The organism is Pseudomonas sp. NBRC 111138 (assembly GCF_001320835.1).
GTDB classification, from domain to species: Bacteria; Pseudomonadota; Gammaproteobacteria; order Pseudomonadales; family Pseudomonadaceae; genus Aquipseudomonas; species Aquipseudomonas paracarnis.
Genome location: NZ_BCBO01000056.1, coordinates 26,367 through 42,295, shown reverse-complemented (window position 1 = coordinate 42,295; position 15,929 = coordinate 26,367). Strand labels below are relative to the sequence as shown.

The following is a 15,929-nucleotide window of genomic DNA, read 5'->3' as shown; positions in this document are numbered from 1 at the left end:
ACGGCCTGCAGGATCTCGGCGACCAACTGCTCATCTTTCAACAGCGCGGAACCGGCGGCCTTGTTGCAGACCTTTTTGGCCGGGCAGCCCATGTTGATATCGATGATCTGTGCACCCAGCTCCACATTGGCCCGGGCTGCATCCGCCAGCATCTGCGCATCGCCACCGGCGATCTGCACCGAGCGTGGCTCGGGATCACCTTCGTGGATCATGCGCATCCGCGACTTGCGGGTGTTCCACAAACTCATGTCGCTGGTAACCATTTCAGAGACTACTAGACCCGCGCCCAAACGCTTGCACAGCTGACGAAAGGGCTGGTCGGTGACACCCGCCATCGGGGCGAGGATCAAGCCGTTCTGCAATGTGTATGGGCCGATGCGTACCGCCGACATAGGACTTCCCTGTTGTGGGGCCGGATCATTAGAGTTCGAAAAAGGGTTGGCATGATACCCGCTCTCGATGACTGGTTAAAGGCTGAATTGGATAAAATCTGAACAGTTACTTTTTTATCGCCATCGGTTTGGTTGACGGCGGTCAAGTCAATAATCCGCCGTCAAACCTCGGTGGGCACGCCGTTTTACTCGGGCGAATGGAAGCTCAGGCTGTAGTTCACGGCTCTATTGCCCGGATCAAGAATGTCCAGGGAGATGTGGATAGGCGTCTGCGAGGGCATTTCGCTCACGCCGGCCAACTCGCCGCTGAGGTATTCGGCGGGCTTGAAGCGACGACTGGCAATCAGGCTGCCGTTCAAGTCCGCAAAGCGCAGCTCCAGCAGCGGGAAGGGCTGGGAGAAGGTCGCGCGGTTATAGAGGATGGCATCCACCACCAGCGCCCCGGCGAATTCGGGGTGGCTGCGCACCACCAGATTGCTGCTCTTTATGTGGGTAATGTCGACCCGCGATGGCACGGTGCACCCCAGTTTCGGGCATAACGCCTGGAACCAGGGACGGTAGGCGTCCTGGCGGGCCAGGTCGTCGAATTGGTAGGCGATGTACTGGCCGGCCAGACCGGCAGCGGCGAGTACCACCAACAATATCCAGACCAGACGGCGACCCCAGCTTGACGGACGCTTCTGCGCATACAGGTGCAGGGGGTCGTCTTCCAGGTCCTGGAGTAACTCGTCGTGTACACCAGCCTCCGTTCGCGCGCGCTTGCGGCGCGGCTGTGCGCGGTCTTCGGGTTCAGGTTCATCGTGCTCGTCGCGGGTGGGTATCAGCGGCGGGTCGAGGTCGTCATCCACGGTAGTGGCGTGCAGAGCTGGTGCGTCATCGAGTTCGTCGACGTGGGCCGACATGGACGGTTCGGTGCGCTGTTTGGACGCAGGTGCCTTAACCGGCTCGGGCTCTTCTTCTGGTGCCTGGGCGCGCTCTTGGGGTGGCTCACTGAACAGGCTGGCCGCCCACTTTTCTTCCTCGGCCTTGACCGTATCGCGGCTGGCGCTGAAGGACTCTTCCTTTTGCCGACGGTCGGCACCTGGCTGGCGACGTTCCGCACCCAAGGCCTGGGTATGTTGGATCTCGCGACGTTCCAGCTTGGCCAGTTCCTTGTCCAGGTTATCCAGGTCCAGCTCTTCGGCCGTCCACTGTTTCTGGCTGATGGCCCGTGGTGGCTCGGGAGGTGCTTCGCCAATCGGTTCGGGGGGTGTCGGCGCTTCAGGTTCCGGCGCAGACGCCTGGGCCCGTTGCTCCAGCAACTGGCGGGCGGCGTTGAACACTTGCAGGCACGAGCCGCAACGCACCACGCCGCGGGCCACGCTCAACTGAGCGTGGTTGACGCGAAAGCGCGATTGGCAATGTGGGCACTGGGTGACGAAACTGTCGGTCATGCGGCCATCCGATTCAGGCAAGCGCTCATTCTAGCGCCGACGACCGCTGATGCGTACCCAGCCATCACGGTTGGCGATCGGGTCCAGCTCGAAGTCCTTGGCGTAGGCCGCAGCCACGTCTTCACCTTGCTCGGCCAGGATGCCCGAGAGCGCCAGGCGCCCGCCCGGCTTGACCAGGCTCGACAGTTGCGGCGCCAGCGACACCAGTGGCCCGGCGAGGATATTGGCGACCAGTACGTCGGCCTGAACCTGGGGAAGGTCCTCAGGCAGGTAGAGTGGGAATTTGCCTTCGGCAATGTTGTTGCGCCCGGCGTTATCGCGGGAGGCTTCCAGGGCCTGCACGTCGATATCGGTGCCCACGGCCTCCTTGGCACCCAACAGCAGGGCGGCGATGGCCAGGATCCCCGAGCCGCAACCGAAGTCCAGCACATTGCTATCGGTCAGGTCCTGGCCGTCCAGCCATTCCAGGCACAGGGCGGTGGTCGGGTGCGTGCCGGTACCGAACGCAAGGCCTGGGTCCAGCAGCAGGTTGACGGCGTCTGGCTCGGGCGCGGCGTGCCAGCTTGGCACGATCCACAGGCGCTGGCCGAAACGCATGGGCTGGAAGTTGTCCATCCAGCTGCGTTCCCAGTCCTGGTCTTCGATGACTTCGCTGTGATGCTCGGGCAGCGGGCCGCCGGTGAGCAGTTCCATATGGGCCAGCACGGCGGCGGCGTCGGTGCCGTCCTCGAACAGGGCCAGCAAGTGGGTGTGGGACCACAGCGGCGTGGTGTTGAGTTCCGGCTCGAAAATCGGCTGGTCTTCGGCGTCCATGAAGGTCACCGACACGGCGCCCACTTCGAGGAACGCGTCTTCGTAGGTTTCGGCTTGTTCTGGGCTGATGGCGAGACGGACTTGCAGCCAAGGCATGGCGGGCACCTTTGAAAAAAATGAATGTGCGGCGGGCAGGCCGCGAAAGCGCGCAAGTTTACGCGAGAGCAAGCCAGAAGACGACTGCGCCGACTATCGCTCCCACGCTCGGCGTGGGAATGCCGCCTCGGACGCTCCGCGTCCCGTTGTTAAGGCGTGGTGCGGAGCGCCACAAGAGGCGTTCCCACGCGGAGCGTGGGAACGATCAGGGGGCGGTGGCCCATAAACAACAAAACCGCCCGAAGGCGGTTTTGTTGGGTGGAGCACTTACTGGTTGGCCAGCTTGTGTTCCAGGTAGTGAATGTTCACACCACCTTCGCAGAAGCCTTCATCACGAACCAGATCCCGATGCAGCGGGATGTTGGTCTTGATGCCGTCGACCACGATTTCGTCCAGGGCGTTGCGCATACGGGCCATGGCCTCGTCGCGAGTGGCGCCCCAGGTGATCAGCTTGCCGATCAGCGAGTCGTAGTTGGACGGAACCTTGTAGCCGCTGTACAGGTGCGAATCCACACGTACGCCGTTGCCGCCGGGCGCGTGGAAATGCTTGACCAGGCCAGGGCTTGGGATAAAGGTTTTCGGGTCTTCGGCGTTGATGCGGCACTCCAGGGAGTGGCCGTGCATCTTCACGTCGTCCTGGGTGAAGGACAGCACGTTACCGGCGGCGATGCTCAGCATCTCCTTGACGATGTCGATACCGGTGACCATCTCCGATACCGGGTGCTCTACCTGCACACGAGTGTTCATCTCGATGAAGTAGAAACGGCCGTTCTCGTAGAGGAACTCGAAGGTGCCGGCACCACGGTAGTTGATATCGATGCAAGCCTTGACGCAGCGTGCCAGGACTTCCTGACGCGCCTTTTCATCCAGGCCCGGAGCCGGAGCTTCTTCCAGGACTTTCTGGTGGCGACGTTGCAGCGAGCAATCGCGGTCGCCCAGGTGGATAGCGTGGCCCTGTCCGTCGGACAGTACCTGGACTTCCACGTGACGTGGGTTGGTCAGGTACTTCTCCAGGTAGACCATCGGGTTGCCGAACCAGGCGCCCGCTTCGGAGCGGGTCTGCTTGGCGGCTTCGATCAGGTCTTCTTCTTTGTGCACCACGCGCATGCCGCGACCACCACCGCCACCGGCGGCCTTGATGATCACCGGGTAGCCGACTTCGCGACCAATGCGCAGAGCGGTTTCCTCGTCTTCAGGCAGTGGGCCGTCGGAGCCTGGAACGGTGGGCACACCGGCCGCGATCATGGCGTCCTTGGCCGAGACCTTGTCGCCCATCAGGCGAATGGTTTCGGCTTTCGGGCCGATGAAGGCAAACCCGGATTTTTCCACCTGTTCGGCAAAATCGGCGTTTTCCGCGAGGAAGCCGTAACCAGGGTGGATGCCATCGGCGCCGGTCACTTCTGCCGCGGCGATGATATTCGAGACTTTCAGGTACGAGTTCGTGGCCAGTGGCGGGCCGATGCAGATGCTTTCGTCCGCCAGTTTCACGTGCATCAATTCGGTATCGGCCGTCGAGTAAACAGCGACGGTCTTGATGCCCTCTTCCTTACAGGCGCGCAGGATACGCAGCGCGATCTCGCCGCGGTTGGCGATCAGGACTTTTTGCAGTTTCTTCGCAGGTTTCAACATCGAAGGCGCTCCGCGGTTCAAACGATGGTGAACAGCGGCTGGTCGTACTCAACCGGCTGACCGTTTTCTACCAGGATGGATTCAATGACGCCGGCTTTTTCCGCGGTGATGTGGTTCATCATTTTCATCGCTTCAACGATGCAGATGGTGTCGCCCACTTTCACGGCCTTGCCCACTTCAACGAAGGCTGGCGAGGTCGGTGCCGGGGTGCGGTAGAAAGTACCGACCATTGGCGACTTGACCACGAAGCCGTTCAGCGCAGGAGCGGCTGGGGCGGCAGGTGCAGCGGCGGCGGCAGGTGCGGCAGCCGGAGCTGCGGCGGCTGGAGCCGGTGCTTGCATCTGTGGCGCGTAGAACTGTTGGGCCGGGGTCTTGCTGTGACGGCTGATCCGTACGGACTCTTCGCCTTCCTTGATTTCCAGCTCGTCGATACCGGATTCTTCCAGCAGTTCGATCAGTTTCTTAACTTTACGGATATCCATGAATCATCAACTCCCAAGGGTCGGTCAGGGGCGTTTAGCCTGTTCTTCAATGTGTTCCAGGGCGGCCTCCAGGGCCAGTCGGTAACCGCTGGCGCCAAGGCCGCAGATCACTCCTACCGCTACGTCGGAGAAGTAAGAGTGATGGCGGAAAGCTTCGCGTTTGTGCACGTTCGATAAATGCACTTCGATGAATGGGATGCTCACCGCCAGCAGCGCGTCACGTAATGCAACGCTTGTGTGCGTAAAAGCGGCGGGATTGATCAGAATAAAGTCCACGCCTTCGCCGCGCGCGGCATGGATGCGATCAATCAATTCATACTCGGCATTGCTTTGCAGGTAGAGCAAATGGTGGCCGGCTTCACGGGCCCGCTTTTCCAGTTCGAGGTTGATCTGGTCCAGGGTCACTGCCCCGTAGACGCCCGGTTCGCGGGTGCCAAGCAGGTTCAGGTTGGGTCCGTGAAGAACCAGTAAGGTCGCCATTGGCTGTTCCTTGTTATTGGTGTGGGTGCGTCAGAACCCGGCGACTATGCCGCAAAGCCTTTGTGACTGTCCAGTTCTATGCAGTAGCCGGCACGATTAGCGAGGATTGCGCAAAATTTGTGACTGGGAGACGGCATTTGGTCAGTGTGGGAGCTGATCGCACCCACGCTCCGCGTGGGCACGCATCCAGTGACGCTCTGCGTCACGGCTTTAAAGCGGGACGCGGAGCGTCTGGGGCGACATTCCCACGCGGAGCGTGGGAACGATCAGCCACATTGCGGTCTTCATAGAGGGCCGGATCGGGTTAGACGCGGAAGGCTTGCACGGCGGTAGTCAGTTGCCCACCCAGTACCAGCAGGTGCTCGCCCTGGCTACGGCCCTGGCCAATACGCAGCAAATTATCCTCACCCAATTGATGAATCCGCTCACTGTTGTCGCGTATCTCGCTCACGGCGCCACTCTGCTGCGCGGTCACATCGGCAATGCGTACGGCGGTATCCGAGATGGTCTGGATCGCCCCGACGATTTCATCCAGCGCGCCATCCGCCGCCTGGGCCTGCTGGGCGGTGGCTTCGGCGTGTTCGACCTGGGCGCGCATGCCTTCTACCGACTGGTGCGCGGCGCTTTGCAGGCCGGCGATCAGGCCCTGGATTTCGGCGGTGGCGCCGGCAGTACGCTGGGCCAGGGAGCGCACTTCGTCGGCTACCACGGCGAAACCACGTCCGGCTTCACCGGCGCGGGCGGCTTCGATAGCGGCGTTGAGCGCCAGCAGGTTGGTCTGGTCGGCAATCGAGCGAATCACCGTGAGCACGCCGCCGATGGTGGCGGACTCTTCGGCAAGTTTCTCGATCATCTGCGCGTTTTGCTGCACTTCGCCTACCAGCGCATGCAGCCCGGTGAGGCTCAGGCCGATAACGCGCTGGCCTTGCTCCACGGCTTGGCCTGCACTGCGACTGGCCCCGGCGGCCTGGCTGGCATCCCCGGCGACTTGCTGGATGGTGGCTTCCAGCTCGCCCAGGGAATCACGGATTTGCGCGGTGTCGCCGGCCTGGCGCTCGGCTCCGTCGTGCAGGCCGCTGCTCAGTTCGGCCAGGGCGCGGCTGCTGCCTGCCACTTCTTCGGCATTGCCACGGATGGTGCCGACCAGATCCACCAGGTAGGCGCGCAGGCGGTTAAGGGAGGCCTCGATATCGTGCAGTTCACGGTTGGTCTTGCCCAGGGCAATCGGTTGGCTGAAGTCGCCTTCGGCCCAGGTCGACAAGGCGGGTGCCAGGTTGGTCAGCACGCGCGCCAGGCGGCGTTGCAGGGTATCGATCAGCAATGCGATCAGCAGGATCAGACCAATCATCACCCCCTGCATCACACGCACTTCACCCTGAATCTTCGCGTGTTGCGCGCGCACCACGGGTTCCAGGCCGGCGATGGCCTGTTGTACGTTGGTGATTTTAAGGTGGGTGCTGGCGGCGAGATCGGCGCGTTGCTGGATCTGTTCACGGGTGCGTTGGAGTTCGGCGGGGTAGCGGGTCAACAGGCTGTTGAGTTCGCGCTTGAGGTCGACGCCGGTGTCCTGGGCTTCGGTTTTTTCGGTATTTTCCAGGCCCATCAACGCGGAAAAATCATCGGTGTGGGATTCAGCGCTGGCCTTTATTCCCAATAAGGGCAGCTGCGCAAGCAGGTCGGCCTGAGTGCGCAGGTTGGTCACTTCCCGCTCGACATCCGCGGCCAACTCGGCGCGCCCGCTGCTGACTAGCTTGTCGCGGGCCAGGGACAGTTTGCCCAGGTGCTGTGAGGCTGCGAGCAATGGCGACATATAATGCGCAGCCTCCGCGGAATTGACACCGCTGGCGTACTGGCTCAATTGTTCCAGGTTCGCGCCCAGTTCACGCTCGGCTTGCAGCAACAGGGCTTGCGGGTCGCCAGCCAATTTACCGGCGGCCAACAGGTCGGTCTTGCTGAAAGTCTCCAGGTCCATGAGGCTGGGGCGCAGGTTTTGCGCCAAGTCGGGCGGCAGTTCGCCCAGCTGAAGCTGCAGGCTTTCCAGGCTCTGGGTTGCACTGCTCAGGCGCAGGGCATCGCCGCTGGCTAAGTAGTCCTCGATGTTACGGGCAGCCTGGTTTTGAAAGACCTGGGACAACCCGAGGTAGCGCTCCATCAACAAGTACGGACGCTCCAGCGCCCGTTGCGACCACCACAGTGTCGCCCCGAGGGCCAGGCACACAGCCACCAGCAGAAGGGTATTGAGATTGGTCAGCAGCTTCAGGCGCATGCGGGGTTTCAACCGACGGCAAGAGATAAGCGCCTGAATTTATTGCGTTTGTATTACAGCGTTATGACCGAATCGGTGGATTCTGGTGAAAAGATGGCACTTTGCTTTGATGTGCGAGCGGCTTGCACGCGATTACGTCCGGCGTCCTTGGCGCGGTACAGCGCTTCGTCAGCCTGGGCGGCCATCATCAAGCTGTCGGAACCGTCGCACAGCTCCACCAGGCCGGCGCTGAAGGTGCACCACAAATCCTGTGGTTGGGCGGGGTAGTGGATTTCTGCAAAGCGCCGACGAATGTCGTCCAGCACCTTGCAGGCCGATTCCAGGTCGGTGTCGGGCATCACGATGGCGAACTCTTCACCGCCGTAGCGGCCGATGTAATCGGTCTTGCGCAAACGCTGCTTCAGAAACAGTGCCAGGCTCTTGATCACCCGGTCGCCCATGGGGTGGCCGTGGCTGTCATTGACGCGCTTGAAGTGGTCGATATCGAGCATGGCAAAGCTCAACGGCTTGTTCTCACGGCGTGCGCGGAAGCTGCAATCTTCGAGCAGTTGCAGGATATGCGTGTGGTTGTACAGCCCGGTCAGGCTGTCGCGCACCATCCGTGCCTTCAAGTTGCGCGCACGTGACGCACGGTTGCGCACAGTGGTGATCAGGTGACGCGGCTTGATCGGTTTGGTGAGGAAATCGTCACCGCCCTCGCTCATCGCATCCAGCTGTTTATCCAGGTCGTCCTCGGCCGACAGGTAAATGATCGGCACACTGACGTAGCGGTCGTTGTGGCGAATCACCTTGGCCAGTTCGGTGCCGGTACAGGCAGGCATGTACATGTCGAGGATGATCAGGTCGGGCTGGAAATCCGCCAGCTCGGCCATGGCCTGGATCGGTTCGGTCAATGTGCGGGTGACAATGCCGGCACTGTTGAGCAGGCGTTCGGTGTGCAGCGCCTGGGCCCGCGAGTCGTCGATGATCAGCACTTTGTACGGTTCGTACTGGGCCGCGCAGGTTAGCACTTCGATCTTTTCCAGCAGGCTTGAGGCCTCCAGGGTGCCGGTCAGGAACTCTTCGCCGCCGGCGCGTACGGCGGCCAGGCGTGTCGGGGTGTCGGTTTCGTGCAGGCTGAAAAACAACAGCGGCAGCTTTTGCTCCAGGCCCTCCTGGGCCTCTGCCGCGAGCTTCAGGCCCAGGCCGGTGCCGCAGAAGTCCACGTCCATCACGATCGCCGACGGCAAACGCTCGGCCATGGACGCGCGAAAGGCGGCGACGCTGTCCAGGGCGTGGGCGCCCATGCCGAAGAACTCCAACTGCTTGGCCAGGCGTTCGGCGCGGTCATGGTCGGCCAGCATCACATAGATCGGCTTGCGCATCGGCGGCAGGAAGGTTTGCTCAAGCTGATCGCCCTGGCGCAGGCCGGTGCGGGACAGGCGTTGCATCAAGCGGTTGAGCTCGGTGATCAGTTGGCTGCTCAGACGGCCACGGTTCTCGTCCACAGCCTGCAAGGATTGACTGATATGCCGTGCCAGTTGTGTGTGTTCGGGCTGTTCGAAGCGTTCGGCGAAGCGTTGCAGGCGCAGGTTGGCTTCGCTGAGTTCGGAAAAGTCGGCGTTCGACCACTCGCTGCGTTGCAGGCGCTGCCAGATCTCAAGAATTTGACGTGCCTGATGAATTACCCGCTGGGCAAAGTGCTGCTTGAGACGCTCGCGGCTGGGGTCTTCTGACTCGGTCATATCCTGACTACTGTGAGGGTGCATGCTGAGGTCGACTGATGGCTCTATGCTAGCACCTCTTTTCTGATAGATGAGTGTCATACGTCAATTAAGTCTGCGTGCCTGCCATTCAGTTATTGACCAATGGGTCGCGCAGCGTAAATCGCGTGCATCCTTTATAGTCCAAGCGCGCTGGTGCGCCAGTTTCGTGTAAAAGCCCCGCACCGATGGGCACGATGGGGTAGGGTTGTGGTCGGAATGTCTGAACGCACCCGGACAATTGACGTGCATGAACTCAAGTGATTGAAAGGATATCGCCATGCTGGACTGGAAAAACCGCGAAGGCAGTGCCAAAGGCCCCGCCCCTGAGCCCAAGTCGGCCAACCGCAGCTATTTTCGCAACCTGCTGATGAGCCGGGCGTTGCTCAGCATCATCGGCTTGTACCTGCTGGTCACCGGTGGCCTGGGTTGGTACTGGAGCCAAGAGCCGGCGCTGTTTCCGGTGCAGCAAAATGCCCAGCTTGCCGCCGAGAAGGAAGGCAAGCAGATGGTGGTGGGTTACACCACCGTCGAAACCCTCAAGACCGTGGTTGGCACCTTGCTGAACAAGCCAGGCGGCTACATCTCCAACGATCGTTTCCCGCCGGGCTTGTGGATGGACAACATGCCGAGCTGGGAATACGGCGTGCTGGTGCAGGTGCGTGACCTTACCCGCGCCCTGCGTAAAGACTTCGCCCGCTCCCAGTCGCAGTCGGCTGAAGACGCTGACTTGGCCAAGGCCGAGCCGCGCTTCAACTTCGACAACAAGAGCTGGGTGCTGCCATCCAGTGAGTCGGAATACCAGGAAGGCATCAATTCCTTGAGCCGCTACGAAGCGCGCCTGTCTGACCCGAACCAGCGCGGCGCGCTGTTTTATGCGCGTGCCGACAACCTCAACAACTGGCTGGGCGATGTGGCCACACGTTTGGGCTCGCTGTCCCAGCGTCTGTCCGCCAGCGTGGGCCGGGTCAAGTTGAACACTGCGCTGAAAACCGAGGCGCTGGCGCCGGGTGAAGTGCCGCAGGTCGATGAAGAAGTGGTGGAAACCCCATGGATGCAGATCGACAACGTGTTCTACGAAGCGCGCGGCCAGGCATGGGCCCTGTCCCATCTGCTGCGTGCCATCGAAGTCGATTTTGCCGACGTACTGGCCAAGAAAAACGCCACGGTCAGCGTGCGCCAGATCATTCGTGAGCTGGAGGCCTCGCAAGAACCGGTATGGAGTCCTATGATTCTTAACGGCAGTGGCTTCGGCGTACTGGCGAACCATTCGCTGGTGATGGCCAACTATATTTCCCGGGCAAACGCTGCAGTGATCGACTTGCGTCAGCTCCTCAACCAGGGTTGATGATGGACGCTACTCAAAAGGAGGCCGCACACCGAGCGGCCTCCGACGCTGAACTGATCTGCTGGGTCGACGAGCAGGACCACCTGCTCGGTCACCTGGTCAGGTCCGACCTGCGCCAGCGCGGCTTGATCGGCCGTTGCACATTTATCTTCCTGTTCAATTCCAAAGGCGAGCTGTGTGTGCACCGGCGCACGCTGAGCAAGGCGCTGTATCCAGGGTATTGGGATACGGCGGCGGGTGGGATGGTGGCGGCGGGAGAAAGCTATGCCCTGTCGGCACAGCGGGAATTGGCGGAAGAGCTGGGCGTGAGTGGCGTGGAGTTGGTCGAGCACGATCATTTTTACTTTGAAGATGGCGACAGCCGCCTGTGGTGTACGTCCTACTCTGCTGTATGGGACGGCCCGCTGTGTTTGCAGCCTGAAGAGGTCATGGAAGCGCGTTTTCTATCCATTGAAACGGTGCTTGCAGAGGCCGAGCAAAAGTCTTATTGCCCGGACGCCCAAGAGGGCTTGCGGCGCTATCTCGCCTCACGTCGCTAAAGTTGTATAAATTGGCGCCATTTGGCTCTTAGCAACTTGGCTTTTTGCCGTTACACTGCGCGCCTTTTCACCCGAACCGCTATTGTTTCACCCTGTAGGAGCGAGCTTGCTCGCGAAAAACGCCAAGACACCGCGTGCTGGCTGAATGCCCGCGTTATCGTTGACGATCTTCGCGAGCAAGCTCGCTCCTACAGTGGTGGTGGCCTTGACGGTTCGGTAGCGCTGCCCCTGCCTGAGTGGGGCTTCGCGGTCGGTCACCGCCTTGTGCGGCGCCGATCAGTCTTCATCCTCCCAAGAGGATTGCCGGTGGCCAAAAAAGCCGCATCCTTCGCCGCCCTTGGTGGCCTGGTATTTTCCACCGACGCAGGTCGACACTGCCCGGACTGTCGTCAGCCCGTGGATTCGTGCACCTGCAAACAGACCCTGATCCCCGAAGGCGACGGTATTGCCCGCGTGCGTCGCGAGAGCAAAGGCCGTGGCGGCAAGACGGTGACCACTATCACCGGCGTGCCCCTGGCTGAAGAAGCCCTGAAGGAATTGGCCACCTCGCTGAAAAAGCGCTGTGGCACCGGTGGCGCGTTGAAAGACGGGGTTATCGAGATTCAGGGCGATCACGTCGAGTTGCTGTTGGCCGAGCTGATCAAGCTCGGGTACAAGGCCAAGAAGTCCGGCGGCTGAAAGCCTCTTCCCAACCTGTGGCTAAACTCTGTCCTGCCAGTGGGGTCTACTTCCCTTGCAGGCAAATCGTCATTTTCATTCTTTAGACTGCGCCAGCCTCCGCGAGAGGTGGCGCCTTCGCCTTCATTTATAGGGGACTTCGATGTCCGTACGACGCACACGCAAAGACGATGGCAGCCAATGGACAGTTGCGGACAGCCGCAGTGTTTACGGGATTCGCCATTGGGGGGCCGGGTATTTCGCGATCAATGAAGCCGGTCGCGTAGAAGTCCGTCCGAACGGCCCGAACAGCACGCCCGTCGATCTGTACGAGCAAGTCGATGAGTTGCGCAAAAGCGGCCTGTCGTTGCCGCTGCTGGTGCGCTTCCCCGATATCCTGCAAGACCGCGTGCGCCAATTGACCGGTGCCTTCGATGCCAACATCGAGCGCCTGGAATACCAGAGCAAGTACACCGCGCTGTACCCGATCAAGGTGAACCAGCAGGAAGCGGTGATCGAGAACATCATTGCCACCCAGAACGTTTCCATCGGCCTGGAAGCCGGCTCCAAGCCTGAGCTGCTGGCCGTGCTGGCCCTGGCGCCGAAGGGCGGCACCATCGTCTGCAACGGTTACAAAGACCGTGAGTTCATCCGCCTGGCGCTGATGGGCCAGAAGCTCGGCCACAACGTGTTCATCGTGATCGAGAAAGAGTCCGAGGTGGGGCTGGTGATCGAAGAGGCAGCGAGCCTCAAGGTCAAGCCGCAGGTGGGCCTGCGTGTGCGCCTGTCGTCCCTGGCATCGAGCAAGTGGGCGGACACCGGTGGCGAGAAATCCAAATTCGGTCTGTCGGCAGCCCAGTTGCTGTCGGTGGTCGAGCGCTTCCGCGCAGCCGGCCTGGACCAGGGAATCCGCCTGCTGCACTTCCACATGGGCTCGCAGATTGCCAACCTGGCCGACTACCAGCACGGGTTCAAGGAAGCCATTCGTTACTACGGCGAACTGCGCAACCTCGGCCTGCCGGTGGACCACATCGACGTCGGCGGTGGCCTGGGCGTGGACTACGACGGCACGCACTCGCGCAACGCCAGTTCGATCAACTACGACATGGACGACTACGCCGGCGTGGTAGTGGGCATGCTCAAGGAATTCTGCGACGCGCAGAGCCTGCCGCACCCGAACATCTTCTCCGAAAGCGGCCGCTCCCTGACCGCTCACCACGCCATGCTGGTGGTGCAGGTGACGGACGTCGAGAAGCACAACGACGAAATCCCGACCATCGAAAACAAGGAAAGCCTGCCGGAAACCGTGCAATGGCTGGTGGACCTGCTGGGCCCGACCGACATCGAGATGGTCACCGAAACCTACTGGCGCGCCACCCACTACATGAGCGACGTGGCCACCCAGTACGCCGACGGCAAGCTGACCCTGGCCGAAAAAGCCCTGGCCGAACAGTGCTACTTCGCGGTGTGCCGCCGCCTGCACAACTCGTTGAAAGCCCGCCAGCGCTCGCACCGCCAGGTGTTGGACGAACTCAACGACAAGCTGGCCGACAAGTACATCTGCAACTTCTCTGTATTCCAGAGCTTGCCGGATACGTGGGCCATCGGCCAGGTCTTGCCGATCCTGCCGCTGCACCGCCTCGACGAAGAGCCGCTGCGCCGCGCCGTGCTGCAAGACCTGACCTGCGACTCCGACGGCAAGATCAAGCAATACGTCGACGAGCAGAGCATCGAAACCAGCCTGCCGGTTCACGGCTTGAACGAAGGCGAGGACTACCTGCTGGGTATCTTCCTGGTCGGCGCCTATCAGGAAATCCTGGGCGACATGCACAACCTGTTCGGTGACACCGACTCGGTGAACATCTACCAGCGTGAAGACGGTTCGGTGTACAGCGCCGGGATCGAGACTCACGACACCATCGAAGACATGCTGCGCTATGTGCACTTGTCGCCGGAAGAGTTGATGACGCACTACCGCGACAAGTGCGCGAGCGCGAAGATCTCGGCGTCCGAGCGTACCCAGTTCCTGGATGCGTTGCGTCTTGGGTTGACTCGTTCTTCTTACTTGTCTTCTTGAGTCGTGCGGCCTCACCGGAACTGAGCGAGTGTTCGTTTAGTTCCTGTGAGGCCGGCCGCATTGGCACGACGTTGATCAAGTCACCTTACGAGCAAGCATTGCGTCACTGGGCATTTGCTCTCTGAGTGAACGTTGAGGGCTATCTGCGTTATTGTGCCCTGACTGTTGAGGCGCGACAGGAGCACCTCTTTTCCATCGATTGTCAGGTCCTTTGATTCGCCTTTGGTGATTCTGTGCTGTTCAGTCCCATGTATCACCACGAGTGTGTACTCACCGGCCATTTGATTCTCCACCCGCAGTGTCCCGGCCGGCTGCGCTGTTGAGTTCGATGGCGCCGTGCAGCCTGCGGTAGTCAGCGTGGCGATTACCCAAAGGGTGACGATGCCTGTTTGTCGTTTGATATTCATAGCGATTTTCCTTGGCGTAAGCAGGGGAGGTTGCCCACCGCTATTCAACGCTTGAAAAATCGGCTTGTAACCTGTCAGAAGTAACAGGTAGGGGCTCGTGTCAGCGGGTATCGCTCAGCCAGCGATTCTGCGTGCTCAGCCACCAGGCAATCGCCCCCAGGATCAAGCTGCGTACCGCCATGAATAGCAAAAAAGTTATCCACAGTCCGTGGTTGCCCAAGCCCTGCAAAGCCCAGGCAATCGGCAGTACCAGCATCACCGTCAGCAACATCCCATCGCGCATTTCCCGCGCCCGCGTTGCACCGATAAACAGCCCATCGAGCAAATAACTCCACACCGCAATCAACGGCAATACCGCGAGGTAGGGCAGGTAGATATCGGCGGTTTCGCGCACGCTGGGGATATCGGTTTGCATGGCGATGAACAGATGGCCGCCGAAGGTGAACAGTAGGGCGAAACCCACGCTGGCGATCAGCGACCAACCACAGGCAACCACCAATGACCGCCGTAACGCTTGCCGGTCACGTGCGCCGATGGCGTGGCCGCACAGAGCCTCGACCGCGTGAGCCAGGCCATCCAGGGCATGTGCCGTCAGTAACAGCCCGTTGAGCAGCAAGGCATTGGCTGCAACTGTGGCATTTCCCAGCCTTGCGCCTTGCACCGTGATCATGAAAAACACCGACTGCAACGCCAGGCTGCGGATAAAAATGTCGCGGTTGACCGCCAGCAATGGGCGCCAGCTTTGCCACAGTTTCAAGGCGGCCCAAGCGATATGCCCAGGATAGGCGCGCAGGGCTTTTTGCGTAAGCGCCAGGCCGAGCAGGGCGCCGGTCCACTCTGCGATCACCGAGGCTCGGGCGGAGCCGACCACGCCCCAGTCCAGCCCGAGGACGAACCATAGGTTAAGCGCGATGTTGACCATGTTGGTGGTCAGCAAAATCGCCAATGGCGCTCGTGCATTCTGGGTGCCGAGGAACCAGCCGACCAGTGCATAACTGGCGAGGGCGGCGGGCAGGCCGAACAGGCGGGTGTGGAAAAACTCGCGGGTAAGTTGATTGAGCTCAGATGACGGCTGCATCCACTCCAAGGCCAGATGGCTCAACGGAATGCCCACGGTGCCCAGCAGCATCGCCAGGCCCAGCGCCAGCAACAAGCCTTGCAACAGGATCTGCCGCAACGCCGCGCCATCGTTACGCCCGGCGGCCTGGGCGGCGAAGCCGGTGGAGCCCATGCGCAGGAAACCCATGGCCCAGGCGAGGAAGGTATACAGGCTGGCGCCGACAGCCACGGCGCCCAGTTGGTGGGCGTGGGGCAGGTGGCCGATGACCATGCTGTCCACCAGGGCCACCAAGGGCACCGAGATATTCGACAGGATCATCGGCGCGGCCAGGGCCCAGACGCGGCGATGGGTGGGGCGGTGGCGCCAGTCGGTCAGCAGGGCGGTCATGAAGGCTCCTTGGTGGAGTGGCATTGTAACCGTCAACCCGCCACACAGCAGAACCAATGTGGGAGGCGGCTTGCCTGCGATAGCAGTGGGTCAGCCAGTGAAGATATCGGCTGAAAGACCG

13 protein-coding genes and 1 pseudogene are annotated in these 15,929 nt (G+C 61.1%); 4 read left to right on the top strand and 10 right to left on the bottom strand.

Annotated elements, in window-relative coordinates:
* The 8 genes and pseudogenes from APH41_RS10195 to APH41_RS10160 form a co-directional block, all read right to left on the bottom strand.
* Positions 1-392: tRNA-dihydrouridine synthase (locus tag APH41_RS10195; protein ID WP_177333559.1), on the bottom strand; the 392-nt coding region annotated here is incomplete at its 3' end.
* A gap of 185 nt (positions 393-577) precedes the next feature.
* Positions 578-1,825: a DUF3426 domain-containing protein gene (locus APH41_RS10190; RefSeq protein WP_054918791.1), complete on the bottom strand. Its 1,248-nt coding sequence runs from the start codon at positions 1,823-1,825 to the stop codon at positions 578-580.
* A 30-nt stretch (positions 1,826-1,855) separates the two neighbouring features.
* Positions 1,856-2,734, bottom strand: coding sequence for a 50S ribosomal protein L11 methyltransferase (gene prmA / locus APH41_RS10185; RefSeq protein ID WP_034134793.1), 879 nt, complete (start codon positions 2,732-2,734; stop codon positions 1,856-1,858).
* 267 nt (positions 2,735-3,001) lie between these two features.
* A complete protein-coding gene (accC, locus tag APH41_RS10180; RefSeq protein ID WP_003188188.1) occupies positions 3,002-4,363 on the bottom strand; it encodes an acetyl-CoA carboxylase biotin carboxylase subunit in 1,362 nt (453 codons plus the stop codon).
* Positions 4,364-4,380: 17 nt separating this feature from the next.
* A complete protein-coding gene (accB, locus tag APH41_RS10175; RefSeq protein WP_054918788.1) occupies positions 4,381-4,845 on the bottom strand; it encodes an acetyl-CoA carboxylase biotin carboxyl carrier protein in 465 nt (154 codons plus the stop codon).
* A 24-nt stretch (positions 4,846-4,869) separates the two neighbouring features.
* Complete coding sequence (gene aroQ / locus APH41_RS10170) at positions 4,870-5,325, bottom strand: type II 3-dehydroquinate dehydratase (RefSeq protein ID WP_054918786.1); 456 nt, start codon at positions 5,323-5,325, stop codon at positions 4,870-4,872.
* Positions 5,326-5,629: 304 nt separating this feature from the next.
* Positions 5,630-6,145, bottom strand: a pseudogene (locus APH41_RS29640) (methyl-accepting chemotaxis protein); the annotation flags it as partial.
* 1,499 nt (positions 6,146-7,644) lie between these two features.
* Complete coding sequence (locus APH41_RS10160; protein WP_034126420.1) at positions 7,645-9,315, bottom strand: PleD family two-component system response regulator; 1,671 nt, start codon at positions 9,313-9,315, stop codon at positions 7,645-7,647.
* Positions 9,316-9,613: 298 nt separating this feature from the next.
* Between APH41_RS10160 and APH41_RS10155 the strand changes: the two genes are divergently transcribed.
* The 4 genes from APH41_RS10155 (at position 9,614) to speA (ending at position 13,954) form a co-directional block, all read left to right on the top strand.
* On the top strand, positions 9,614-10,681 hold the full coding sequence (locus tag APH41_RS10155; RefSeq protein ID WP_003188197.1) for a DUF2333 family protein: 1,068 nt from the start codon (positions 9,614-9,616) through the stop codon (positions 10,679-10,681).
* Between the two features lie 2 nt (positions 10,682-10,683).
* The gene (locus tag APH41_RS10150; RefSeq protein ID WP_054918781.1) at positions 10,684-11,220 is read left to right on the top strand and encodes an NUDIX hydrolase; all 537 of its coding nucleotides are present in this window, start codon (positions 10,684-10,686) and stop codon (positions 11,218-11,220) included.
* 306 nt (positions 11,221-11,526) lie between these two features.
* Entirely contained in the window at positions 11,527-11,898 is a 372-nt protein-coding gene (locus APH41_RS10145; protein ID WP_003188201.1) for a translation initiation factor Sui1, read from the top strand.
* A 142-nt stretch (positions 11,899-12,040) separates the two neighbouring features.
* Positions 12,041-13,954 (top strand): arginine decarboxylase, encoded by a 1,914-nt coding sequence (speA, locus tag APH41_RS10140; RefSeq protein ID WP_034126423.1) that lies wholly within the window; start codon positions 12,041-12,043, stop codon positions 13,952-13,954.
* An 80-nt stretch (positions 13,955-14,034) separates the two neighbouring features.
* Here speA and APH41_RS10135 read toward each other — a convergent pair whose 3' ends face one another.
* Both APH41_RS10135 and APH41_RS10130 read right to left on the bottom strand, forming a co-directional pair.
* On the bottom strand, positions 14,035-14,361 hold the full coding sequence (locus APH41_RS10135; RefSeq protein WP_054896399.1) for a hypothetical protein: 327 nt from the start codon (positions 14,359-14,361) through the stop codon (positions 14,035-14,037).
* Positions 14,362-14,461: 100 nt separating this feature from the next.
* Positions 14,462-15,808: an MATE family efflux transporter gene (locus APH41_RS10130; RefSeq protein ID WP_054918778.1), complete on the bottom strand. Its 1,347-nt coding sequence runs from the start codon at positions 15,806-15,808 to the stop codon at positions 14,462-14,464.
* Positions 15,809-15,929 lie beyond the last annotated feature (121 nt).

What these genes read in the sequence shown, in the direction of transcription:
- APH41_RS10150 (WP_054918781.1), top strand. Translation starts at nt 10,684, where the DNA reads ATGGACGCTACTCAAAAGGAGGCCGCACACCGAGCGGCCTCCGACGCT.
- aroQ (WP_054918786.1), bottom strand. Translation starts at nt 5,325, where the DNA reads ATGGCGACCTTACTGGTTCTTCACGGACCCAACCTGAACCTGCTTGGC.
- speA (WP_034126423.1), top strand. Translation starts at nt 12,041, where the DNA reads ATGTCCGTACGACGCACACGCAAAGACGATGGCAGCCAATGGACAGTT.
- APH41_RS10190 (WP_054918791.1), bottom strand. Translation starts at nt 1,825, where the DNA reads ATGACCGACAGTTTCGTCACCCAGTGCCCACATTGCCAATCGCGCTTT.
- APH41_RS10130 (WP_054918778.1), bottom strand. Translation starts at nt 15,808, where the DNA reads ATGACCGCCCTGCTGACCGACTGGCGCCACCGCCCCACCCATCGCCGC.
- APH41_RS10135 (WP_054896399.1), bottom strand. Translation starts at nt 14,361, where the DNA reads ATGAATATCAAACGACAAACAGGCATCGTCACCCTTTGGGTAATCGCC.
- APH41_RS10160 (WP_034126420.1), bottom strand. Translation starts at nt 9,315, where the DNA reads ATGACCGAGTCAGAAGACCCCAGCCGCGAGCGTCTCAAGCAGCACTTT.
- APH41_RS10155 (WP_003188197.1), top strand. Translation starts at nt 9,614, where the DNA reads ATGCTGGACTGGAAAAACCGCGAAGGCAGTGCCAAAGGCCCCGCCCCT.
- prmA (WP_034134793.1), bottom strand. Translation starts at nt 2,734, where the DNA reads ATGCCTTGGCTGCAAGTCCGTCTCGCCATCAGCCCAGAACAAGCCGAA.
- accB (WP_054918788.1), bottom strand. Translation starts at nt 4,845, where the DNA reads ATGGATATCCGTAAAGTTAAGAAACTGATCGAACTGCTGGAAGAATCC.
- accC (WP_003188188.1), bottom strand. Translation starts at nt 4,363, where the DNA reads ATGTTGAAACCTGCGAAGAAACTGCAAAAAGTCCTGATCGCCAACCGC.